The sequence below is a fragment of the Mesorhizobium japonicum MAFF 303099 genome, assembly GCF_000009625.1.
In the GTDB taxonomy this organism is placed as follows: Bacteria; Pseudomonadota; Alphaproteobacteria; order Rhizobiales; family Rhizobiaceae; genus Mesorhizobium; species Mesorhizobium japonicum.
In genome coordinates this window covers 4,212,970-4,234,618 of sequence record NC_002678.2, presented here as the reverse complement: position 1 = coordinate 4,234,618, position 21,649 = coordinate 4,212,970, and the positions used below count along the sequence as shown (strand labels likewise).

At 64.5% G+C, this 21,649-nt stretch carries 21 protein-coding genes; 16 read left to right on the top strand and 5 right to left on the bottom strand.

Annotated elements, in window-relative coordinates; all coding sequences use genetic code 11:
• Positions 1-14: 14 nt before the first annotated feature.
• Positions 15-2,477 (bottom strand): ATP-dependent helicase HrpB, encoded by a 2,463-nt coding sequence (gene hrpB / locus MAFF_RS21740; protein ID WP_010913119.1) that lies wholly within the window; start codon positions 2,475-2,477, stop codon positions 15-17.
• 47 nt (positions 2,478-2,524) lie between these two features.
• Positions 2,525-3,415 carry a DMT family transporter gene (locus tag MAFF_RS21735; protein WP_044548804.1) on the bottom strand — a complete coding sequence of 297 codons (891 nt, stop codon included), beginning with the start codon at positions 3,413-3,415 and terminating at the stop codon, positions 2,525-2,527.
• 28 nt (positions 3,416-3,443) lie between these two features.
• Between MAFF_RS21735 and MAFF_RS21730 the strand changes: the two genes are divergently transcribed.
• The 14 genes from MAFF_RS21730 to dhaK all read left to right on the top strand — a co-directional run bounded on the left by MAFF_RS21730 (position 3,444) and on the right by dhaK (position 16,245).
• Positions 3,444-4,133 carry a PIG-L deacetylase family protein gene (locus tag MAFF_RS21730; protein WP_010913117.1) on the top strand — a complete coding sequence of 230 codons (690 nt, stop codon included), beginning with the start codon at positions 3,444-3,446 and terminating at the stop codon, positions 4,131-4,133.
• A gap of 285 nt (positions 4,134-4,418) precedes the next feature.
• On the top strand, positions 4,419-5,750 hold the full coding sequence (locus MAFF_RS21725) for an ABC transporter substrate-binding protein (protein WP_010913116.1): 1,332 nt from the start codon (positions 4,419-4,421) through the stop codon (positions 5,748-5,750).
• A gap of 110 nt (positions 5,751-5,860) precedes the next feature.
• Positions 5,861-6,808, top strand: a complete 948-nt coding sequence (locus tag MAFF_RS21720) for a carbohydrate ABC transporter permease (protein ID WP_010913115.1) — start codon at positions 5,861-5,863, stop codon at positions 6,806-6,808.
• On the top strand, positions 6,805-7,755 hold the full coding sequence (locus MAFF_RS21715; protein WP_010913114.1) for a carbohydrate ABC transporter permease: 951 nt from the start codon (positions 6,805-6,807) through the stop codon (positions 7,753-7,755). The genes MAFF_RS21720 and MAFF_RS21715 overlap by 4 nt, the downstream gene beginning before the upstream one ends.
• Entirely contained in the window at positions 7,752-7,958 is a 207-nt protein-coding gene (locus MAFF_RS21710) for a hypothetical protein (protein ID WP_010913113.1), read from the top strand. The genes MAFF_RS21715 and MAFF_RS21710 overlap by 4 nt, the downstream gene beginning before the upstream one ends.
• Positions 7,959-7,960: 2 nt before the next feature.
• Positions 7,961-9,073 (top strand): ABC transporter ATP-binding protein, encoded by a 1,113-nt coding sequence (locus MAFF_RS21705; protein ID WP_010913112.1) that lies wholly within the window; start codon positions 7,961-7,963, stop codon positions 9,071-9,073.
• Positions 9,066-10,079, top strand: coding sequence for an ABC transporter ATP-binding protein (locus MAFF_RS21700; RefSeq protein ID WP_010913111.1), 1,014 nt, complete (start codon positions 9,066-9,068; stop codon positions 10,077-10,079). Before MAFF_RS21705 ends, MAFF_RS21700 begins: the two co-directional genes overlap by 8 nt.
• Positions 10,080-10,148: 69 nt before the next feature.
• On the top strand, positions 10,149-11,792 hold the full coding sequence (locus MAFF_RS21695; RefSeq protein WP_010913110.1) for a dihydroxyacetone kinase subunit DhaK: 1,644 nt from the start codon (positions 10,149-10,151) through the stop codon (positions 11,790-11,792).
• Positions 11,793-11,864: 72 nt separating this feature from the next.
• Positions 11,865-12,467 (top strand): dihydroxyacetone kinase subunit DhaL, encoded by a 603-nt coding sequence (dhaL, locus tag MAFF_RS21690; protein ID WP_010913109.1) that lies wholly within the window; start codon positions 11,865-11,867, stop codon positions 12,465-12,467.
• Positions 12,464-12,853, top strand: coding sequence for a dihydroxyacetone kinase phosphoryl donor subunit DhaM (dhaM, locus tag MAFF_RS21685; protein ID WP_010913108.1), 390 nt, complete (start codon positions 12,464-12,466; stop codon positions 12,851-12,853). Before dhaL ends, dhaM begins: the two co-directional genes overlap by 4 nt.
• Positions 12,854-12,873: 20 nt before the next feature.
• Positions 12,874-13,176, top strand: coding sequence for an HPr family phosphocarrier protein (locus tag MAFF_RS21680; protein ID WP_010913107.1), 303 nt, complete (start codon positions 12,874-12,876; stop codon positions 13,174-13,176).
• 41 nt (positions 13,177-13,217) lie between these two features.
• Positions 13,218-14,792 (top strand): phosphoenolpyruvate--protein phosphotransferase, encoded by a 1,575-nt coding sequence (gene ptsP, locus MAFF_RS21675; protein WP_044551137.1) that lies wholly within the window; start codon positions 13,218-13,220, stop codon positions 14,790-14,792.
• 9 nt (positions 14,793-14,801) lie between these two features.
• Complete coding sequence (locus MAFF_RS21670) at positions 14,802-15,227, top strand: hypothetical protein (RefSeq protein WP_010913105.1); 426 nt, start codon at positions 14,802-14,804, stop codon at positions 15,225-15,227.
• Between the two features lie 31 nt (positions 15,228-15,258).
• Complete coding sequence (dhaK, locus tag MAFF_RS21665; RefSeq protein WP_010913104.1) at positions 15,259-16,245, top strand: dihydroxyacetone kinase subunit DhaK; 987 nt, start codon at positions 15,259-15,261, stop codon at positions 16,243-16,245.
• Between the two features lie 365 nt (positions 16,246-16,610).
• Here dhaK and MAFF_RS21660 read toward each other — a convergent pair whose 3' ends face one another.
• Complete coding sequence (locus MAFF_RS21660) at positions 16,611-16,889, bottom strand: DUF2259 domain-containing protein (RefSeq protein WP_010913103.1); 279 nt, start codon at positions 16,887-16,889, stop codon at positions 16,611-16,613.
• Positions 16,890-17,042: 153 nt separating this feature from the next.
• Here MAFF_RS21660 and MAFF_RS21655 point away from each other — a divergent pair, with 153 nt between their 5' ends.
• Both MAFF_RS21655 and MAFF_RS21650 read left to right on the top strand, forming a co-directional pair.
• Positions 17,043-18,950, top strand: coding sequence for a propionyl-CoA synthetase (locus MAFF_RS21655; RefSeq protein WP_044548801.1), 1,908 nt, complete (start codon positions 17,043-17,045; stop codon positions 18,948-18,950).
• A gap of 237 nt (positions 18,951-19,187) precedes the next feature.
• Complete coding sequence (locus tag MAFF_RS21650; protein WP_010913101.1) at positions 19,188-20,270, top strand: acyltransferase family protein; 1,083 nt, start codon at positions 19,188-19,190, stop codon at positions 20,268-20,270.
• Between the two features lie 167 nt (positions 20,271-20,437).
• Here the strand turns inward: MAFF_RS21650 and MAFF_RS21645 are convergent, their stop codons facing one another.
• Together MAFF_RS21645 and MAFF_RS21640 are read right to left on the bottom strand one after the other, a co-directional pair.
• A complete protein-coding gene (locus MAFF_RS21645; protein WP_010913100.1) occupies positions 20,438-21,070 on the bottom strand; it encodes a class I SAM-dependent methyltransferase in 633 nt (210 codons plus the stop codon).
• Between the two features lie 74 nt (positions 21,071-21,144).
• Positions 21,145-21,591, bottom strand: coding sequence for a nuclear transport factor 2 family protein (locus tag MAFF_RS21640; RefSeq protein ID WP_010913099.1), 447 nt, complete (start codon positions 21,589-21,591; stop codon positions 21,145-21,147).
• Positions 21,592-21,649: the final 58 nt, after the last annotated feature.

The following is a 21,649-nucleotide window of genomic DNA, read 5'->3' as shown; positions in this document are numbered from 1 at the left end:
CTTGAGGGCAAGCGCTAGGTGCCGCGCGGCTTGGCACGGGCGGTGGCGGCGGCAAGCAGCGGATTTTCCGGCCAGACATGTTTGGGATAGCGCCCGCGCATGTCGGCGCGCACGTCGGCCCAGGAGCCGCGCCAGAAGCCGGGAAGATCGCGCGTCGTCTGGATCGGCCGGTGCGCCGGCGACAAGAGTTCGAGCGTCAGCGGCACGGTGCCGTTGGCGATCGAGGGGTGGCGGTCGAGGCCGAACAGTTCCTGCACGCGCACCGCAAGCACGGGCCATTCGCCGTCATAACGGATCGGCACATGGCTGCCGGACGGCGTGTCGAAATGCGTCGGCGCCAGCGCATCGAACTTGCGCTGCAGCTCGTGCGGCACGAGCGAGGCCAGACCGGCCGAGACGACACCGGGATTGATGGCGGCCAGGGAAGCCGCCCCGGACAGGAAGGGCAGCAGCCAGTCGTCGAGGCGCTCGATCAGCGCTTCGTCCGACATATCGGGCCAGGGGGACCCAAGGCCACGATGCAGCCAGGACAGCCGCTGGCGCAGCGTCTCGGCCTCCTTGCTCCAGTTCAGCAGCGACAGGCCGTGCTCGCGCAGCGCATCGAGAATGGCGCGGTCGGCATCGGCGCCTGAAGGAGCCGGCAGCATGCGTTCGGCGAGCGTGATGGCGCCAAGGCGCACGGTTTCACGCACGCGCACGGCGCGACGCTCGCGATCGAAACTGGTTTGCCGGCGTGTTTCGATCCGGTCGGCCAGCGTGGCGCGGATGTCGTCCTCGCTTATTGCCGCGGCAGCCGCGATGCGGGCATTCTGCGCCTTGCCCTGCAGGTCGGCGACGACCAGAAACGGCTCGCCCGCCAGCGGGTCGGCGGCATCGAGCATGGCGCCGGAGCCATTGGCCAGCACGAAGCGGCCGCGCTCGCCACGCGCCTTGGCGACGCGGTCCGGCCAGGCGTTGATGAGAAGAGAACCGGCGGGTGCAGCTTCGCTGTTTTTCGTCCCGCCCACCTGCCTGGCCAGCCTCTCCGCGAGTTGCCGCGCAGCGGTGGCGCGGGGCGATCTTTCCCCGCGAAAGCGCATCAGCCGCCGCTCCAGATCGGCGCCATCGCCGCCAAGGCCGCGTTCGGTGAGCAGTACGGCCAGCATGGCCGCCTCGCCGGCATGACCGCTCTTCGTGGCCTCGGCGACCATGTGCGCCAGCCGCACCGGCAGAGCGAGCTTGCGCATCGAAGCGCCCGCTTGCGTCAAACGCCCCGCCTCGTCGATGGCATGGAGCGCGCGCAGCAGCACCCTTGCCTCGTTGAGCGCCGGCGCCGGCGGCGGATCGAGGAAGGCGAGACCGGTCGGGTCGGCGACGCCGAAGGCGGCACAGTCAAGCAGCAGGCCCGAAAGGTCCGCTTCGAGGATTTCCGGCGGCGTGAAGGCAGGCAGTGCCGCCGTCTGTTCGGCGCGCCAGAGCCGGATGGCGACGCCGGCTTGCGTGCGCCCGGCACGACCGGCGCGCTGGTCGGCGGATGCCTTGCTGACGCGCACCGTCTCCAGCCGCGTCAGGCCGCTCGCCGGCTCATAGCGCGGCAGCCGCGACAGGCCGGAATCGATGACGACACGCACGCCGTCGATGGTGATGGAGGTCTCGGCGATCGACGTCGCCAGCACAACCTTGCGGCGGCCCGGCGGCGCCGGCTTGATCGCCGCGTCCTGCGCGTTGCCGTCGAGTTGGCCATAGAGCGGGACGATGTCGGTGTCGGCGCCGACCTTGCCGGCCAGCCGTTCGGCGGTGCGCTCGATCTCGCGCTGGCCGGGCAGGAAGGCGAGCACGCTGCCGCCCTCATCGGCAAGGGCGGCACGGATCGCCTTGGCCATGGCATCCTCGATCGGGACGCCGGCGGGCCGTTCGTCGTAGCTTATGTCGACGGGGAAAGCGCGGCCCTCGCTTTCGATCACCGGCGCGCCCGACAGAAGTTTTGCGACGCGCGCGCCATCCAGTGTCGCCGACATCACCAGCAGCCGCAGATCCGGCCGCAGCGCGCCTTGCACGTCGAGCGCCAGCGCCAGACCGAAATCGCCGTCGAGCGAACGCTCGTGGAATTCGTCGAAGACAACGGCCGAAATCCCCGGCAGTTCGGGATCGTCGAGGATCATGCGTGCCAGCACACCCTCGGTGACGACCAGTATCCTCGTCTTGGCCGAGGTACGGTTTTCCATGCGCATGGCATAGCCGATGGTCGCACCGGGCTCCTGATCCAGCAATTGCGCCATGCGACGTGCGGCGGCGCGGGCGGCGAGCCGGCGCGGCTCGAGCAGAACGATCTTGCCCGCTCCGAGCCACGGCGCATCGAGCAGCGCCAGCGGCACCAGCGTCGTCTTGCCGGCGCCGGGCGGCGCCACCAGCACGGCGCTGTTGCGTTCGGCCAGCGCCGCGCCCAGCGCCTGCAGCACGGCGGATACCGGGAGCTCCGGCAGGGATCTTGTCGTCATCGCGTCCGCATATCAGCGGTCACGGCCACCGTGCAACCGGCGCCGGCTCAAAGCCGGGTGCGCGCAAACGGGTTCCAGCGCACGGTGCCGAGCCTTACCTCTTCGCGCACCATGGTCAGCAGGCCGGAGCCGCCGACGATCGCGAGGCCGACCAGCGTCAGCCAGTCCGGGTATTCCTGGAAGAACAGCGCGCCGAGGATCACCGCCCAGACGATCTGCGAATAATGCGTCGGCGCGATCCGGTTGGCGGGGGCGTATTTGGCGGCGAGCAGCTGCATGAATTGTCCACCCGCGGTGAAGGCGCCGGCCATCGCCAGCCAGACGAGCTGCACGGCATTCGGCAAGGTAAATGAGGTGGCGGCGGCGCCGGCCCCGTTGAACAGCAGGCCGTAGCCGACGAGCACGCCGAGCATCGAGGTGCGCTTTTCCTGTTGGGCGAGCGAGCGCAGTAGGATGACGCTGGTCGCGGCGAGGAAGGCGTTCACGAAGGCGGCAAGGTGGCCGAGGTTCAATTCGCGAAAACCCGGCCGCACCACCAGCATCACCCCGGCAAAGCCGGCGACCACGGCCAGCCACCGCCAGGGGCCGACCTTTTCCTTCAGGATGACGGTGGACAGGATGGTCACCAGCAAAGGCGCCAGGAAGATCAGCGCGTAGACTTCGGCAAGCGGAATGTGGGTGAAGGCATAGACGCTGAGCACGCCCGACGCGATGCCGGCCCAGGCGCGCGCCTGCACCGCCCACGGCCGCTTCATGCGCCAGAAATCGCGCCAGCGCTCGCCCGCTGGGCGGGCGAAGAACAGGAAAAAGCCGGCAAACAAAGTGACGAAGAAGCCGATCTCGAAGACGGTGAACTGTCCGCCCAGGCTCTTGATAACGGCATCGCTGCCCGAATAGCTTGCATAGGCGAGCAGGGCGAGCAGGATTCCGTTCGGCACGTTTTTCCATTTCCGGGGAGAGAGTAGCTTGAAAATACTGGCGCTCGGTGCGCATCCGGACGACATCGAGATCTTCATGTTCGGTACGCTGGCCGTGTATGCCGCGCAAGGCGCAGAACTGACTTTTGCCGTTGCCACGGATGGGGCCAAGGGCGGCAAGAGTGATGCCACGGTCCTTGCCCGTGTCCGTCGCGAGGAGGCTACGGCCGCGGCCGGGCTGCTTGGTGCTGCGCCACGCTTTCTCGACTTTCCCGACGGCGAGCTGGTGGCCGATGCCGCGCTGATCGGCGCCCTGAAAACGCTAATCGCCGGGACCGGGCCGGACCTGGTGATCACGCACGCGCCCAACGATTATCACGCCGACCACCGCGCGCTGTCGGACAGCGTGCGCATCGCGGCCTCGTTCGCGGTTCCGGTGCTGCATGCCGACACCATGGGCGGCACCGGATTCTCGCCGACGCACTATGTCGACATATCAGCCCATGCCGAGATCAAGGCCAAAGCGATCCGCATGCACCAGTCGCAGGATCCGGACCGCTTCGTCGACATTGCGCGCACACAGAACCTTTTCCGCTCCGGCCAGTGCAATGGCGCACAGGGGTCGCTGGCCGAAGCCTTCCGCTTCGAGCCGATGTTTCCTTTCGCCGACATCCGCGCACTGCTGCCGCCGGCACCGGCGATCCGGACGGTGATGGTGAGCAGCAGACGGGTCGACTGAGCCCGCGGACGATCTAGAGGCGGACCCGAAAATCCCGCCGCGCGATTTCCGTGGATCCGTACGCGTCCGTCCGGCCTGCACTTTTCCCAACATTTTCAGACACCAGCGCAACCATGTTGCGACGCAGCAACGAATTCGCTTGCGTTGTTTAGTAAAAATTGCATCACTAAACAAATTACTAAACATCTGCCGCGCTCCGGCGCCGCCATGTTTGGGCCTCTGAGGAGAGAGGTTTAGGGCTCTTGAAACCGTCATCCGGGCGCGTTTCGCAAATGGGAGGAAGGCATGAAATCGAGCTTGAAAATGGCATTGGGACTTGCCTCGGCGATTGCAGCGTCGACAGCCGTCTCAAACGCCGCGCACGCTGAAGACCTGACGCTTTGCTGGGCCGCCTGGGACCCGGCCAACGCACTTGTCGAACTGTCCAAGGATTTTACCAAAGAAACCGGCATCGGCATGAAATTCGAGTTCGTGCCGTGGACCAACTATGCCGACCGTTTCCTCAATGAACTGAACTCGCACGGCAAATTGTGCGACCTGATCATCGGCGACAGCCAGTGGATCGGCGGCGCGGCCGAGAACGGCCACTACGTCAAGCTGAACGACTTCTTCGACAAGGAGAATATCAGCATGGACGACTTCGTACCGGCAACCGTCGTCGGCTACTCCGAATGGCCGAAGAACACGCCGAACTACTGGGCGCTGCCGGCCATGGGCGACGTCGTCGGCTGGACCTATCGCAAGGACTGGTTCTCCAAGCCCGAGCTGCAGAAGGAATTCAAGGCAAAGTATGGCTGGGATCTCGGCCCGCCGGCGACCTTCGACCAGTTGAAGCAGATCGCCGAATTCTTCCAGAAGCGGCAGATCGACGGCAAGACGGTCTATGGCGCCTCGATCTACACCGAGCGCGGCTCGGAAGGCATCACCATGGGCGCCATGGACGTGCTCTACAGCTACGGTTTCCAGTATGAAAACCCGAAGAAGCCTTACGAGATGGAAGGCTTCGTCAATTCCGAGAAATCGGTGAAGGGGCTGGAATTCTACAAGGCGCTCTATGATTGTTGCACCCCGCCCGGCGCCTCCAACAGCTACATGGGCGAAGGCGTCGATGCCTTCAAATCCGGCCAGGTGGCGATGCATATGAACTTCGCCTTCACCTGGCCCGGCCTGCAGAAGGACGAGAATGTCGGCGGCGACAAGATCGGGTACTTCGTCAACCCGAAGGGGCCTGACGGCGACCAGTTCGCGCAGCTCGGTGGCCAGGGCATCTCGGTGGTGTCCTATTCCGACAAGCACGAATCGGCGCTGAAATACATCAAGTGGTTCGCCAACAAGGACGTGCAGGCCAAGTGGTGGTCGCTCGGCGGCTATTCCTGCCTGAACGCCGTGGTGAAGGACCCGAAATTCCCCGCCAGCCAGCCCTACGCGCAGGCCTTCCTCGACTCGATGGCGATCGTGAAGGATTTCTGGGCCGAGCCCAGCTACGCGCCGCTGCTGCAGGCCTCGCAGAAGCGCTTCCATGACTATGTCGTCGCCGGCCAGGGTTCGGCCAAGGATGCACTCGACGGCCTGGTCAAGGACTGGACTCAAGTGTTCCAGGACGATGGCAAGATGTAACCGGCTCCTCCCGAGCTAGGCCCAAGCGTCCCGTGCCACCCTTGGCACGGGACGCAGTTCAGATAAATTCCATCACAGAGACGACCCAAGTGACCGAAGCAGGACTGACCATGCTCAATCGGACCGCGGAGAACGTTGCCCGGGCGACCCCGGAACCGTTGGCCCGCAAAGTCCGGGGCATCAGCGACAAGGGCCTCGCCTGGCTGTTCATTTCGCCGACGATCCTGTTGCTGCTGGCCATCAACATCTTCCCGCTGTTTTGGGCGATCTATCTGTCCTTCACCAACTACCGGGCCAACCGGCCGAACGAAGTGGTGAAGAATCTCGGCTTTGCCAACTACCAGCGCATCCTGGGCGACCATGACATCTGGATCGCCATGCAGACGACGGCGCATTTCGTGTTCTGGACTATCCTGTTGGAAACGCTGATCGGCTTCACGCTCGCCTGGCTGATCGACCGGAAATTCCGCGGCCACGCCTTCTGGACGACGCTGATCCTGGTGCCGATGATGCTGTCGCCGGCGGTGGTCGGCAATTTCTGGCGCTTCCTCTACGAGCCGCAGATCGGCCTGTTCTCCTATGTCATCTCGTTCGTCAGCGGCATCCCGCCGACAAGCATCCAGATGCTCTCCAACGTGTCGCTGGCGCCATGGTCGATCATCATCGTCGATACCTGGATGTGGACGCCCTACGTGATGCTGATCTGCCTCGCCGGACTGCGCTCCATCCCGGAATACATCTATGAGGCGGCCGAGGTCGACCGCGCTTCCAACTGGCGGCAATTCTGGTCGATCACCCTGCCGATGGCGCTGCCCTTCATCATGTTGGCGGTGCTGTTTCGCGGCATCGACAACTTCAAGATGTTCGACATGGTCAATTTGCTCACCGGCGGCGGGCCCGGCTCGACCACCGAGGTCGCCTCGATCACGCTGAAGCGGCAAGCTTTCGAGAGCTGGCGCACCGGCTATTCCTCGGCCTTCGCCATCATCCTGTTCGTGGCGGTGTTCGGGCTCGCCAACATCTACGTCAAGGCGCTGAACAAGGTAAAGCAGAGATGAGCCTGACCACTGCCCATTCGGTCGTCGCACCGTCAGCGAATTCGAAGCGCATCGCCGGCGCGATCATCATCGCCTACGCGCTGATCTCGATCGTGCCGCTCTTGTGGATCTTCGCCACTAGCTTCAAGACGCCGCCGGACTCGATCGCCTATCCGCCCAAGATCGTGTTCCAGCCGAGCATCGAAGGCTATTGCAACCTGTTCACGACACGGACGCGGCAGACGCCGGAATACATCAACTCGCTGGGGCCGGCGACCGGCTTCTGCGACGAGACGGTGCGCAAGCGCAACATGGTGATCGCCGGCCCGTCCAACTTCCTGCCGCGCTTCCTCAACTCGCTGATCATCGCCTTCGGCTCGACCTTCTGCGCGGTTTTTCTCGGCACGCTGTCGGCCTATGGTTTCTCGCGCTTCAAGGTGCCGCTCGCCGACGACCTTCTGTTCTTCATCCTGTCGACGCGCTTCATGCCGCCGATCGCGGTCGCCATTCCGATCTACCTGATGTACCGCGAGCTTGGCCTGTCGGACACAGCGCTCGGCATGATCCTGCTCTACACGGCGGTCAACGTGTCGCTGGCGGTGTGGCTCTTGAAAGGCTTCATCGACGAGATCCCGCGCGAATATGAGGAAGCGGCGATGATCGACGGCTACACGCGGCTGCAGGCCTTCTGGCGCACCGTGCTGCCGCAGGCGACGACCGGCATTGCCGCGACCGCGATCTTCTGCCTGATCTTCGCCTGGAACGAATATGCCTTCGCGGCACTGCTGACCTCGGGCACGGCGCAGACCGCGCCGCCCTTCATCCCGACCATCATCGGCGAAGGCGGCCAGGACTGGCCGGCGGTCGCCGCCGGCACGACGATCTTCCTGGTGCCGATCCTGGTTTTCACCATCCTGCTTCGCAAGCAATTGCTGCGCGGCATCACATTCGGCGCGGTGCGCAAATGAGCATGACCAAATCAGTCAAACGCAAGTCGCGCTGGCCAGCCTGGGCCCGGCGCGGCCTGATGGAAAACATCGCCACAGTGCTGATCGCCATCGGCTTCCTGATGCTGTTCCAGCCTTTCGCGCTGTCGCTCTACACCTATTCCTTCATCACTATGCTTGCCGGCACCGTGATGTTCATCATCGTCTCGAAGTTCCCGGAATAATCATGGCCGAGATCCGTGTTCAGCACCTGAGAAAGGCCTTCGGCGATTTCGTCGCCGTGCAGGATTCCAACTTCGTCGTCGAGGATGGCGAGTTCTTCGTCATGCTCGGGCCGTCGGGCTGCGGCAAGACGACGACACTGCGCATGATCGCCGGGCTCGAACTACCGACCGGCGGAGAGATCCTGCTCGGCGGCGAGGATGTCACAATGCTGCGGGCACGCGAGCGCGACATTGCTTTCGTCTTCCAGCTGTTCGCGCTCTATCCGCACATGAATGTGCGCAAGAACATCGGCTTTCCGCTCTTGGCGCAAGGCATGCCGTCGGCCGAAATCCGCGCACGCGTCGAAGAGACGGCAAAACTGCTACGTATCGACCATCTGCTCAACAAATCCGTCTCCGGCCTTGCCGGCGGCGACCGCCAGCGCGTGGCGCTCGGCCGCGCCATCGTGCGGCGGCCGAAATGCTTCCTGATGGACGAGCCACTCGGCACGCTCGACACCGAATTCCGCGACTTGATGGTCCATGAATTGCGCGAACTGCACAACCGCATCCACGCCACCACCGTCTATGTAACGCATGACCAGATGGAGGCGATGTCGATGGCCGACAAGATCGCTGTGATGAACCACGGCGTCATCGAGCAGTTCGGCACGCCGCGCGAAATCTACGACCGCCCGGCGACCATGTTCGTCGCCGACTTCATCGGCTCACCGCCGATGAATTTTCTGGGCTTCGGCGGCGGGCTCGCCAAGGGCGCGAAGGAGATCGTCGTCCAGGGCGCGAAGGTCGCGGTGCCGGAGGTGCGCGAGGATATCGCACCTAGCGACATGGCGCTCGGCATCCGGCCCGAACACATCCGCTTCGACGATGCCTCGAAGCTGCGCGGCGCTATCTACGGCACCGAGTATCTCGGCACCACGCAGATCGTCGCGGTGGAAACGGCAGACGGCATCATCAAGGCGCGGGTGCCGGCCGAAATCCGGCTCAATGCCGGCGATCATGTCGGCCTGGCGCTGAACAGCGCCCGGCTGTCGCTGTTCGACAAGGGATCGGGCCGCGCGGTGAGAACCGCGGTCCACGACACCGCCTCTCAGGGGAGAGCGCAGCATGGCTGACGTGCACATCAAGAATGTGACCAAGAGCTTTGGCGAGCATGTCGCTGTCAACGGTCTCGACCTGCACATAGCAGACGGTGAATTCGTCGTGCTGCTCGGGCCGACCGGGGCCGGCAAGACGACGACGCTGCGGCTGATCGCCGGGCTGGAGCGGCCAGATGCCGGCACCATCGAAATCGGCGGCCATAATGCGACGGCGCTGTCGCCGGCCGAGCGCGACACGGCCTTCGTGTTCCAGCAATACTCGCTCTATCCGCATCTGTCGGTCTACGACAATCTCGCCTTCCCGCTGCGCTCGCCGGCTCGGAAAATCCCGGAGGACCAGATCCGCCGGCGGGTCGAGGAAGTGGCAAAGATGGTGCGCATCCATCACAAGCTCGCTAATCGCTCGACCAAGCTTTCCGGCGGCGAAATGCAGCGCGTCGCCATCGGCCGGGCGCTGGTGCGCAAGCCGGCGATCTATCTGATGGACGAGCCGCTGTCATCGCTCGACGCCAAGCTGCGCGCGGATCTGCGGCTGGAGCTGAAGCGCATCCAGTCCGAACTCGGCGCGACCATGCTTTATGTCACCCACGATCAGATCGAGGCGATGACCATGGCCGACCGCATCGGCATCCTCGCCGACGGCGTGCTCGTGCAGATCGGCTCGCCGCGAACCATCTATTCGGAGCCGGCAAACCTGCATGTCGCGGCTAGGCTTGGCCAGCCGGCGATCAATCTTCTGCCGACCGGCCTTCTGCCCGATGGCGGCGCGCCGGTGGGCACCAAGACGATCGGCGCGCGCACCGAACATCTGACGATCGAGAAAGCGATGAATGGCCAGGCCGATGGTGTCGTCGACTGGGTCGAGCATCTCGGCGACCAGAACCATCTGCATGTGACGGTGGGGCCGAAGAAACTGGTGACGCTGACCGACCCCGACACCGACCTGGCGCAAGGCGACAAAGTGGTGATCCGCTACCGTTCGCCACTCTATTTCGGCGCCAATGGACAAAGATTGATGTGAACGGTTTCGGTGTTTCCAGCCGGCGCAGCGCCGCTTCTGATTGACGATTGCGAATACGGGACGAATTCGATGAAGCACTTTTTCAACCGCAGGGAAACGATCGTCACCGAGGCGCTGGACGGCCTGTTGCGCACCATCGGCTCAGGCGATCTCGCGCGCCTCGACGGCTATCCCGAGATCAAGGTCGTGCTGCGCGCCGACTGGGACAAGTCGAGGGTCAGCGTCGTTTCCGGCGGCGGCGCCGGGCATGAGCCTTCGCATGCCGGCTTTGTCGGCAAGGGCATGCTGACGGCGGCGGTCTCGGGCGAGATCTTCGCCTCGCCGAGCGTCGAAGCGGTGCTCGCTGCCATCCGCGCGGTCACCGGCCCGGCCGGCTGTCTGCTTATCGTCAAGAACTACACCGGCGACCGGCTCAATTTCGGCCTAGCGGCGGAAAAGGCGCGCGCCGAGGGCTTTCGCGTCGAGATGGTGATCGTTGCCGACGACATCGCGCTGCCCGATATCGCCCAGCCGCGCGGCGTCGCCGGTACCCTGTTCGTGCACAAGATTTCCGGCCATCTGTCGGAGGCCGGCCACAATCTGGCTGATATCGCGGCGGCGGCACGGGCGGCGGCAAAGGATATCGTTTCGCTCGGCATGTCGCTGTCCTCCTGTTCCATCCCCGGCCAGCCGCATGAAGACAGGTTTGGCGCGGACGACGGCGAACTTGGCCTTGGCATTCATGGCGAGCCGGGCGTCGAGCGGATTGCCTTGCAAAGCGTCGACAGGCTGGTCGCGATCATGGCGGAGCGCCTCGCAGCAGGGCTCGACCCGAAGGCGAGCCATGCCTTGCTGATCAACAATCTCGGCGCGGTGCCGCCCCTCGAAATGTCGCTGATTGCCAATGCGGTGCTAGCCTCGCCACTGGCCAAGACTGTCAAGCTGACGATCGGCCCCGGCCCGCTGATGACGGCGCTCAACATGAACGGCTTCTCGTTGTCGCTGATCCGGCTCGATGCGGCGCGCGAAGCAGCCCTGCTGGCGCCGGTCGGCCCGCATGCCTGGATGCCGGCCAAGCCGGTCGCGGCACCTGTCATCGTGCCGATGGCGAAGGCAGCCGGACAAAGTGTTGCGCACAAGGCCAGCCAGGATGCCAGCAGCAGGCGCCTGATCGTCACGGTCTGCGAAAAATTGATCTCGCTCGAAGCGTCATTGAACGGGCTCGACGCCAAGGCGGGCGACGGCGACACCGGCTCGACGGTGGCGACCGGCGCGCGCAGCATCCTGGAACGGCTCGACGTCCTGCCGCTGGCGAACCCTGCGGCGACGCTTGGCGCAATCGGCGACATATTGAGTTCGTCGATGGGCGGCTCGAGCGGGGTGCTGCTGTCGATCTTCTTCACGGCGGCGGCACAGGTCCTCGGTGGCGGCGCCAGTCTGTCCAAGGCACTGCTTGCCGGGCTCGAGCGGATGACTTTCTACGGCGGCGCCAAACCGGGTGATCGCACCATGGTCGATGCGCTGGAGCCCGCGCTAAAAGCGCTCGACGCCGATGGCCTGGAGGAGGCAGCGGCCGCCGCCCAGCGCGGGGCCGAGGCGACAGCCGCCATGGAAAAGGCGAAGGCCGGACGGTCGGCCTATGTCGGCACCAAATTGCAAGGCGTGGTCGACCCCGGCGCCCATGCGGTGGCCGAGGTGTTTTCGGCCGCCGCCACGCTGCTCGTCACGGCCTGACGCATGCACCAGTTGTCGAATGACCGTTCTTTCGCTACTGCCAGCAGACTGGAAACCGGGATTTTGGGCGACATGGCGGCGTTGAACCTTGCCAGGCTGATCGCGGTGGCCGCCGATACGATTGCCGCTCACGCCGAGGAATTGACGGCGCTCGACCAGGCGATCGGCGACGGCGACCATGGGCTGAACATGAAGCGCGGCTTCGAGGCCGTGCGAGCCGAGGCCGATGCGTTCGCCGCAAAACCGCTGCCTGACGCCCTGAAAGCGATCGGCACCAAGCTGGTGATGACGGTCGGCGGCGCTTCGGGTCCCTTGTTCGGTACGCTGTTCATGGCGCTGGGCAAGGCGATTGCGGCGGATCCCGATCGCAAGAACCTGGCCGCTGCGTTCGGCAAGGCGGTCGAAGCCGTGGCCGCGCGCGGCAAGTCGCAGATCGGCCAAAAAACCATGCTCGATGTGCTGCAGCCGGTGCATGACGCCCTGGCCGGGGACAAGACGGCGGCTGAGATCGCCGATATCGCCGACGCCGCCGCAGAAGCGACCGTGCCGATGAAGGCGCTGCGCGGCCGCGCCTCGTTCCTCGGCGAGCGCTCGGTCGGCCATATGGATGCCGGCGCGCGCTCGACCGCGCTGCTGGTGCGCTCGGTGGGGCAAGCGATCGGGGAAAGCGCATGAGCAATGTCGGGATCGTGATCGTGTCGCATTCGCCGCTGGTCGCGGAGGGCACGGCCGACATGGTACGCCAGATGGTGGGCGACGAAGTGCCGCTTGCATGGTGCGGCGGAAACGGCCATGGCGGGCTCGGCACCAATGTCGAGGCGATCATGGGCGCCATCGACAAGGCCTGGTCGGAAGCCGGCGTTGCCATCCTCGTCGATCTCGGCGGCGCCGAGACCAACTCGGAAATGGCGGTGGAGATGATCGGCGAGCCGCGTGCGCAGAAGATCATCGTGTGCAACGCGCCGATCGTCGAGGGCGCGGTGATGGCCGCGACCGAATCCTCCGGCGGCGCCTCGCTGAAGGAAGTGGTGGCGACGGCGCATGAATTGTCGCCGTCGTGAGTGAACGGGATTTCTGAAAAATGTCCGCAGCCGCCGAAGCGACCGTTTTGATCACCCACGATGTGGGGCTGCATGCGCGTCCTTCGGTGAAGTTCACCAAGCTGGCCAAGACGTTTGCCGCCGACGTGGAAATCGCGCTTGCCGCCAACGGGCCGTGGTTCGACGCCAAGAGCATCGTCAAGGTGATGGCAGCCAAGGCGCCGAAGGGAACGATGCTGTACATCAGGGCTAGGGGCAGCGGCGCCGATGACGCGGTACGCGCGCTGATCGACCTGGTGCAGCGAGATTTCGACGAGGACGCCGGTCATGTCCGCTCGGCGTGAGGCGGGCGCGCTTCTTCGCCGGCTCGCGGGGAATGCGGGCCATGCGGATTGAGGGTGTTCCGGCCTCGGCCGGCTATGCCGAGGGGCCGCTGTTCGACCTCGACCGGCCGCCGGCCGTCTACGCAGGCAAAGCCACATTAGCGGAAGAGAAGACGTCGCTGCAAGCCGCGATCGGCACGGCAGTGAGCCGGCTTTCCGCCATGGCGGAGGCAGCCGACAGCGACGCCGCCGGCATACTCGAATTCCACATTGCCATGCTGGAAGACGACGCCTTGAGAGGGCCGGCCTTCGCGTCGATCACGTCCGGACAGACCGCCGACGTGGCATGGCGAGAGGCGCTCGATGCCGAGATCGCCGGTTACGAGGCCTCCGACCAGGACTATTTCCGTGCCCGCGCCACGGACCTGCGCGATATCAGGGACCAAGTGCTGCGTGCCCTGACCGAGGACGTCGACAGCGCGGCGCCTACCGGTGCCATCCTCTGTGGCGAGGACATCGCGCCGACGCGCTTTCTCGAAACCGACTGGAGCCATGGCGGCGGCATCGCGCTGAAGGCGGGCAGCACCGCCAGCCACGTCGCCATGCTGGCGCGCTCACGTGGCGTGCCTATGGTCGTGGGTCTGCGCGAAATGTCTGCCAGTCCTGCCGGCATGGCACTGCTCGACGCCGAGCATGGCAGCATCGTGCTGGCGCCCTCGCCGGCGGAGATCGGCGCGTTCCGGCAGTCATCCGCTTCCTTCGCGGCCCGTCAGGGCAAGGCGCAGCGTTTTCTGGCGCGGCCGGCGGTGACCAAGGCCGGCACGGCGGTGCGCGTGCAAGTCAACATCGCCGACCCATCCGATGTCGACGGCATTGACGTCGCGACCTGCGACGGGGTCGGGCTGATGCGAACAGAGTTCTTGTTCGGCAAGAATTTGCCGGATGAGGAGACGCAATACCGCGCCTATCGCAAGGTGCTGGAATGGGCCGGGGAAAAACCGGTGACGATCCGTACTGTCGATGCGGGCGGCGACAAGCCGGTGCCGGGCTTCACCGTCGAGGAAGGCAATCCATTCCTTGGCCTGCGCGGGATCAGGCTGTCGCTGGCGCGGCTCGACATTTTTCGCATACAGATCAGGGCATTGCTGCGCGCCGCGCCACACGGCAATCTCAGAGTGATGTTTCCGATGATCGCCATGGCCGACGAGTATGAGCGCGCAGCCGCCCTGTTCGCCGAAGAGCAGGCAGCCCTTGCCGCGGGCGGTGTCGCGCAAAAGATGCCGCCGCTGGGCATCATGGTCGAGGTGCCGTCGGTGGCCATCGCGCCCGAGGCCTTCGCCGGCGTGGCCTTCTTCTCGATCGGCTCCAACGATCTGACGCAATATGTGATGGCGGCCGCGCGGGATAACGCTGCTGTGGCCCATTTCAATTCGGTCCGCCACCCGGCGGTGCTGCGGCTGATCGGCTCGGTCGCCGCCTTTGGACGGGAAAACGGCATTCCCGTCAGCCTGTGCGGCGATGCCGGCGGCGATCCGGCAGCGATCCCGTCGCTGCTCGAAGCGGGCCTGCGCGATCTGTCCGTCGCGCCGGCGCAACTCGCCATGGCCAAGGCGGCCATCGCGGATGTTTCGGTCTAGGCGCCCGGCATGGTCGAGATCAAACCCGAACCCGGCTCCGAAGAGGCGATCCGCGCCTACAAGACGATCCTGTCGCAGGTCATCGACCAGCGCCCGTCCGGCATGCGCCAGCGCCTGGCCGACGCGCTTGGCAAGCACCGCAGTTTCGTGACGCAGATTTCAAGCCCGGCCTATACGGTGCCGATTCCGTCGAAGCATTTGCCGGCTATTTTTTCCGTCTGCCATTTCAGCCCGGCCGAGCGGGATCAGTTTCTCGCCGCCTACCATCAGGCGCATCCAGGAAAGATGTCGATCGCCGCGGGCATGCGCAAGACGCGGCATGTGTCGCTGGTCGTGCCGGATTTCGGCGACGACAAGCAGAACGCGGCGCTCGACCGGGCGATCAACGAATTCATCCAGAAGATCACCAGCATCGCCGGCAAGGGCGGCAGCTGACCATTCTTGCCGGGCTGTTTGGGAGGACGCCATGAAGAAATTTATGAACGCGGTGGACACGGTGCTGACCGAGAGCCTCGACGGTTTCGTGGCTGCCCATGCCGATATCCTCGCGCTTGGCGAAGAACACAAATTCGTCCGCCGCAGGGCGTTGCGGCCGGGCAAGGTGGCGCTGATCTCCGGCGGCGGCTCGGGCCACGAGCCGCTGCATGCCGGCTTTGTCGGCCATGGCATGCTGGACGCCGCCTGCCCCGGCCAGGTGTTCACCTCGCCGACGCCGGACCAGATGCTGGCGGCGACGCAGGCCGTCGACAGCGGCGCCGGCTGCCTGTTCATCGTCAAGAATTACGAGGGCGATGTGATGAATTTCGACATGGCGGCCGAAATGTCTGACGGCGTTCTACGGGTGGTGACCAATGACGATGTCGCCGTCGAGAATTCGTCCTATACGACCGGCCGTCGCGGCGTCGCCGGCACGCTGGTGGTGGAAAAGATCGTCGGCGCGGCGGCCGAGCATGGCCTGGCGCTGCCGGTGCTGAAGGCGCTGGGCGAGCGCGTCAACGCCGCCACCCGCTCGATGGGCGTGGCGCTGACCAGCGGCACCGTGCCGGCGGCAGGCAAGCCGACCTTCGATATCGGCGACGGCGAGATGGAATTCGGCGTCGGCATCCATGGCGAACCCGGCCGCCGGCGCGACACGTTGAAGAGCGCGGACGCGATCGCCGAGGAAATCTGCGCGTCGATCCTGGGCGATCTCGGCGACAAGGCGAAAGGCCCCGCGCTGCTGTTCGTCAACGGCTTCGGCGGCACGCCGCTGATGGAGCTCTATCTGATGTACAACAGCGCGCGAAGAATTCTCGAGAAGCGTGGCGTGACGATAGTCCGTTCGCTTGTCGGCAGCTATGTCACCTCGCTCGACATGGCCGGCTGCTCGATCACGCTCACCATGCTCGATGACGAGATGACCGGCTGGTGGGATGCGCCGGTCCATACGGCGGCATTGCGCTGGGGCATGTAGAAATTCGAGTGCGCGGCGATTTTCCCTGAAAGGAGCCATAGCGGTTCCGTTGGGAATTGTGCATGGCGATCTATGCGCCATCACCTGCTCTCAGCGGAATCACCCCAGAAATAGTCGTCACCATGAAGCCCCCGGCAAGAGCGTTACCTCGCCAGACCGTTGCTATTCTTCCCTTAAGTAAGGTAAGGACTCCGGGGTTTTTGGGGAGATAGCGTATGCGTTACAATTGGGAGCGGGCTCCGACGACTTTCGAACGTCATCGGAAAGCCCTAGCGACAGCCATTTTGATCTTCGGCGGCGTTGGCCTCATGCTTGTGGCCCTGCCGATCTAGTGCGGTCGACATTTCATCCAATGGTACCGTTTGTTAGGCGGCTATCGGCAGGCCTCCGTCGACGATCAGGATCGGCTTGCTACCGACGAATTCATCGGTGCGCGTGTCGATGATATCGGTTTCGGAAGTCGAGGCGCCGGCATCGAACTCACCGTATTGCTCGAAGGCGAAATAGCGGCCATCGGGCGAAAAACCGATGATGCGTCTGGCCGCGGCATCTCCGGCCAAAGCGGGTGCGGTTGAGATCGCGAGCACCGCACCGACCGTCAGCGCAAACACCGGTTTTGCCACGATCGACCCAGAATAGCGCATTGTTCAGATCTCCCCCGAGAAGATTTCCACTTCACGGTACGGTGCGCCAGAGGTCAAGCCGGCACCCGTCATACGAAAATCAGGGAAGACAGCGCCGGAAAAAACAGCATAGGCTGTTGGCAAAGACGGCAAATGGTTCCTGGGAGGTTGCCGATGGCTTCACGCTATCACGAGGTCTATGACGGCTGGAAACGCGACCCGGAAAAATTCTGGGCGGACGCCGCCGGCGCCATCGACTGGTATTCGCCCTGGGACAAGGTGTTCGACGCTGACGCCGGCGTCTATGGCCGCTGGTTTACCGGCGCGACATGCAACACCTGTTACAACGCCATCGACCGGCATGTCGCCCGCGGGCGCGCCGACCAGATCGCACTGATCCATGACAGCGCCATCACCGGAACGGTGAAAAAATTCACCTATGCCGAACTCAAGCGCGAGGTGGTGGCGCTGACCTCGGTGCTGAAGAACCGGGGCATCGGCAAGGGCGACCGCGTCATCATCTACATGCCGATGGTGGCGGAGGCGGCCATCGCCATGCTTGCCTGCGCCCGCATCGGCGCCGTGCATTCGGTCGTCTTCGGCGGCTTTGCCTCGCATGAACTGGCCACCCGTATCGACGACGCCAAGCCGAAGCTGATCATCTCGGCCTCCTGCGGCCTGGAGCCGGGCCGGATCGTTGCCTACAAGCCGCTGCTCGACAAGGCGATCGAGATGTCCGGCCACAAGCCGGACGCCTGCCTGATCCTGCAGCGCGACCAGCTGCGCTGCGAGCTGAAGGAGCATTTCGACATCGACTATGCCGACGCCGTCGCGCGCGAACGGGCGGCCGGCGCCAATGTCGACTGCGTGCCGGTGCTGGCCACCGACCCGCTCTACATCATCTACACGTCAGGCACGACCGGCCAGCCGAAGGGCATCGTGCGTGACAATGGCGGCCACATGGTCGCGCTGAAATGGACGATGGAAAACGAGTTCGGCGTCAAGCCGGGCGAAGTGTTCTGGGCAGCGTCCGATGTCGGCTGGGTCGTCGGCCATTCCTACATCGTCTACGGACCGCTGCTGCATGGCAGCACCAGCGTCCTGTTCGAAGGCAAGCCGATCGGCACGCCCGACGCCGGCACCTACTGGCGGGTCATCTCGGACCATGGCGTGGTCGCGCTGTTCACCGCGCCGACGGCGTTCCGGGCGATCAAGGGCCAGGACCCCAAGGGCGAGTTCGTTCCCAGATACGATCTGTCGAAATTCCGCACGCTGTTCCTCGCCGGCGAGCGCGCCGATCCCGAGACCATCAAATGGGCGGAGCAGAAGCTTAACGTGCCGGTGATCGACCACTGGTGGCAGACCGAGACCGGTTCGCCGATGACCATCAATCCCGCGGGACTTGGCCTGCTGCCGGTGAAATACGGTTCGCCCGGCGTACCGATGCCGGGCTACGACATCCGCGTGCTGGACGATGCCGGCCACGAAGTGCCGCGCGGCACACTCGGCAATGTCGTGGTCAAGCTGCCACTGCCGGCCGGCTGCCTGCCGACGCTGTGGAACGCCGACGCCCGCTTCCGCCAAGCCTATCTCGACGAGTTTCCCGGCTTCTACAAGACGGCGGACGCCGGCATGATCGACGAGGACGGCTATCTCTACGTGATGGCCCGCACCGACGACATCATCAATGTCGCCGGCCACCGGCTGTCGACCGGCGCCATGGAAGAGGTGCTGGCCGCTCATCCCGATGTCGCCGAATGCGCCGTCGTCGGCATCGCCGATGCTATGAAGGGGCAAATTCCGCTCGGCTTCGTGGTGCTGAACGCCGGTGTCGCGCGCGGCGGCGACGTCATCGAGAAGGAGGTCGTGGCACTGGTGCGCGAGCGCATCGGGCCGGTCGCCGCTTTCAAAACGGTGGTGACGATCAAACGCCTGCCCAAGACGCGGTCGGGAAAGATTCTGCGCGGCACCATGCAGAAGATCGCCGACAAGGAGGCGTGGACGATGCCGGCGACGATAGACGACCCGGCCATCCTCGACGAGATCACCGCAGCGATGAAGGCGCGCGGGATCGGGATTTGAGGCCAGAGCAGTTCCAGGAAAAGTGTGAAACGGTTTTCCGTCCGGAATTGCGTCAAATCAAAGAGTTAGAGTGGGTGGCCGTTTCCGTGAAACGGTGAACCGCTCTGACACGGCGACTGGCTTTGCACAGCCTGCCCTTGCGGGTTGGCCAATTCTGATCGGCAAGCAATACTTTTATTGTGCAATGCAGCAAGCCACCCTACAGTGTCTGCCGGGGGGCCATCCGACGGGTACGGTATGGCTCAGCAAAAAATCACGTTTGGCGGCGTCGACATCCTGCGGTTTCTCGCCGCCGTTCTGGTCATGGTCTACCACTATGGCTTCTGGGTATGGGCCTATCCCGATGGCATCTCCGCGCAGGCCACGGGCGGCGTGCCGGCGCAGGCTGACATAGGCGCCTGGGTCGGATCCGGCTGGGTCGGCGTCGAGATCTTCTTCGTCATCAGCGGTTTCGTCATCGCCTTCAGCGCCGAGAAGTCGACGCCGCTGCGGTTTTTCGAGGCCAGGCTCAAACGGCTGGCGCCGGCGGTCTGGATCTGCGCACCGGTCACCGCCGTGCTGCTTCTTGCCATCGGCCTGAGCTGGCCGACCGATGCGGTGGTCAGGCTGGTCCGCACCGGGCTGTTCGTGCCCTATGGTCCCTGGGTAGACAGCGTCTACTGGACACTCGGGATCGAGATCGCCTTCTACGCCATCGTCTGGATCCTGCTGCGGCTTGGCCGCTTCCATATGATGGAGACGGTCGCCATCGTCATCGGCATGGTCAGCACGCTGTTCTGGTGCCTCTATTATCCGCTCGGCTGGGCCGACTTCGCCGAGACGCGCTGGCTGCAACTCACTCTCGTGCACCACGGCTGCTTCTTCGCCGTCGGCGTGCTGCTGTGGCTGATGCGGTTCAAGGCGCTGACGGTCCCTCGCCTTGCCTTTTGCCTGCTGTTTCTCGGCGGCGGGGTTCTGCAGATCGCGAGTTCAGTCGACGTCCACAGCATCAAGGTCAATGCCGTGATGCCCTATGCGCCGCCGATCCTGATCTTCCTCGTCGCCATCGCGCTCATGGCGTGGTCGCTGCGGCTCGACCTCAGCTGGAGCGGCTGGCGCCGGATCGGCCTGATGACCTATCCGCTCTACCTGATCCACGACGTCGTCGGCGCGGCGATGCTCGGAGCGATGGTCCGCGCCGGACTGCCTTATCTCCTGTCGATGGCAGTGGTCGGCGCGACCATGATCGCGGCAAGCTGGCTGGTGGCGACGGAAGCCGAGCCACGCATAAGGCTGTTGCTCGACCACACCGTTTTCCGCTATCGGCTCAAGGCGGCCTAGCCGCCATCCAATGATGCTTCAGCGGCCTTCGCTGCCATCGTAGCGTGGTCCCATCGGACGAGCTCATCCAAAGCCGACGTCCTGGCGGCAAGCAGGGTCGCCTCGATGTCTTCGATGGGCTTGTTTGCACCGTCGGGGGGTCGACATGAAGTCGGCGCCGGGACCTGTCAGGGCTTCACGAACCGATAGACGAAGCGATCGGTCTCGCCCTTGATCGAGGGATCGAACACCTTGATCGAGTGCGCATCATCCTTGTTCGCGAGCATGGTGCTTTCTGCGTCCAGTACGAACCCGGCTGCCTCCACCTCCTCGCGGACGGAGGCAGGGTCGATCCGATGCAGCGACTGAGTGTCGCTCGTGCCCGACCCAGCGGCGGCGGCGTGGTCTACGATGACGTACGACCCGCCGGGCTTCAGCCGCTCGTGGACGGCTCGATTGAAGTCGGCCGCCGTCGCACCCTTCTTCTGGATCAGCGCGGTGTGGAGATCGTGGTAGAACAGGTGCAGCCACAGGACATCCGCTGGTTGCGTGGCTTGCGGCATCGCGACAAGGTCGGCCGAGACGGCTTCGACGTTCTCTCGGCCCGGCTCCTTCGCAAGCGTCCGCATGCGGCCAACCGGATCGTTCTTGAAGTCGGCGACTTCGGCCGGCACGAAGCTGTAGACCCGACCTTCGGGGCCCACGACGTCGGAGAACAGGCGCGTCCAGTCGCCCTCGCCTGGGTAGACGTCAATGACAATGGAGCCCGCATCTACACCTGCGAACCGGATCAACTCGGATACCTTGGATTGGTCGTACATCGGAATCTCCTTTACGGTTGGGCTTTAGACGAGTGCGCGGCGCACAATGGGGCGATTTTCGGCTGATCTGCAGTCTACCTCGCGCTGATGGTCGAAGATGGCCGGCGCTGTGCAGGCCCGGACGCGTCCATCTGCGAGGCCCGGGCCAGCGCTTGCGTATCGACATATTCCCGGATGTTGGTCAACCTGCCGTCCCGGACCGTGATGGCGAAGACCCAGTCGTCCTCGAATACCTTGTTCGTAGCTTTGATCTTTCCCCTCGCGAAGCCGACGACGAGGACCCGGTCCCCCTGCGCGACGAATTCCTGGGGTTCGGTGGACGTTTCTATCGACTTGGATGCTGTCTCGAGCAAATCCGCCAGCCCGGCGTGTCCGTGGCGCGTTCCGGCCAACGGCCAGTCTTTGCCCGGAATGATCCACTCGATGTCTTCGGCGGCCAGCGCCAGCAGAGCCTCCCTGTCGCCGCGGCCGATCGCGGCGAAGAAGTCCTTCACGGTCTGGATGTTCTTCTCAATGCTCATGGGAATTTCTCCATTTCGCACGGATCGGATCGTGCTCGATCCGACCCGTGCAACGTGG

Excerpts from the sequence above, each read along its gene's own strand:
- hrpB (WP_010913119.1), bottom strand. The coding sequence starts at position 2,477 with ATGACGACAAGATCCCTGCCGGAGCTCCCGGTATCCGCCGTGCTGCAG.
- MAFF_RS21725 (WP_010913116.1), top strand. The coding sequence starts at position 4,419 with ATGAAATCGAGCTTGAAAATGGCATTGGGACTTGCCTCGGCGATTGCA.
- MAFF_RS21720 (WP_010913115.1), top strand. The coding sequence starts at position 5,861 with ATGCTCAATCGGACCGCGGAGAACGTTGCCCGGGCGACCCCGGAACCG.
- MAFF_RS21715 (WP_010913114.1), top strand. The coding sequence starts at position 6,805 with ATGAGCCTGACCACTGCCCATTCGGTCGTCGCACCGTCAGCGAATTCG.
- MAFF_RS21710 (WP_010913113.1), top strand. The coding sequence starts at position 7,752 with ATGAGCATGACCAAATCAGTCAAACGCAAGTCGCGCTGGCCAGCCTGG.
- MAFF_RS21705 (WP_010913112.1), top strand. The coding sequence starts at position 7,961 with ATGGCCGAGATCCGTGTTCAGCACCTGAGAAAGGCCTTCGGCGATTTC.
- MAFF_RS21700 (WP_010913111.1), top strand. The coding sequence starts at position 9,066 with ATGGCTGACGTGCACATCAAGAATGTGACCAAGAGCTTTGGCGAGCAT.
- MAFF_RS21695 (WP_010913110.1), top strand. The coding sequence starts at position 10,149 with ATGAAGCACTTTTTCAACCGCAGGGAAACGATCGTCACCGAGGCGCTG.
- dhaL (WP_010913109.1), top strand. The coding sequence starts at position 11,865 with ATGGCGGCGTTGAACCTTGCCAGGCTGATCGCGGTGGCCGCCGATACG.
- dhaM (WP_010913108.1), top strand. The coding sequence starts at position 12,464 with ATGAGCAATGTCGGGATCGTGATCGTGTCGCATTCGCCGCTGGTCGCG.
- MAFF_RS21680 (WP_010913107.1), top strand. The coding sequence starts at position 12,874 with ATGTCCGCAGCCGCCGAAGCGACCGTTTTGATCACCCACGATGTGGGG.
- ptsP (WP_044551137.1), top strand. The coding sequence starts at position 13,218 with ATGCGGATTGAGGGTGTTCCGGCCTCGGCCGGCTATGCCGAGGGGCCG.
- MAFF_RS21670 (WP_010913105.1), top strand. The coding sequence starts at position 14,802 with ATGGTCGAGATCAAACCCGAACCCGGCTCCGAAGAGGCGATCCGCGCC.
- dhaK (WP_010913104.1), top strand. The coding sequence starts at position 15,259 with ATGAAGAAATTTATGAACGCGGTGGACACGGTGCTGACCGAGAGCCTC.
- MAFF_RS21660 (WP_010913103.1), bottom strand. The coding sequence starts at position 16,889 with ATGCGCTATTCTGGGTCGATCGTGGCAAAACCGGTGTTTGCGCTGACG.
- MAFF_RS21655 (WP_044548801.1), top strand. The coding sequence starts at position 17,043 with ATGGCTTCACGCTATCACGAGGTCTATGACGGCTGGAAACGCGACCCG.
- MAFF_RS21650 (WP_010913101.1), top strand. The coding sequence starts at position 19,188 with ATGGCTCAGCAAAAAATCACGTTTGGCGGCGTCGACATCCTGCGGTTT.
- MAFF_RS21645 (WP_010913100.1), bottom strand. The coding sequence starts at position 21,070 with ATGTACGACCAATCCAAGGTATCCGAGTTGATCCGGTTCGCAGGTGTA.
- MAFF_RS21640 (WP_010913099.1), bottom strand. The coding sequence starts at position 21,591 with ATGAGCATTGAGAAGAACATCCAGACCGTGAAGGACTTCTTCGCCGCG.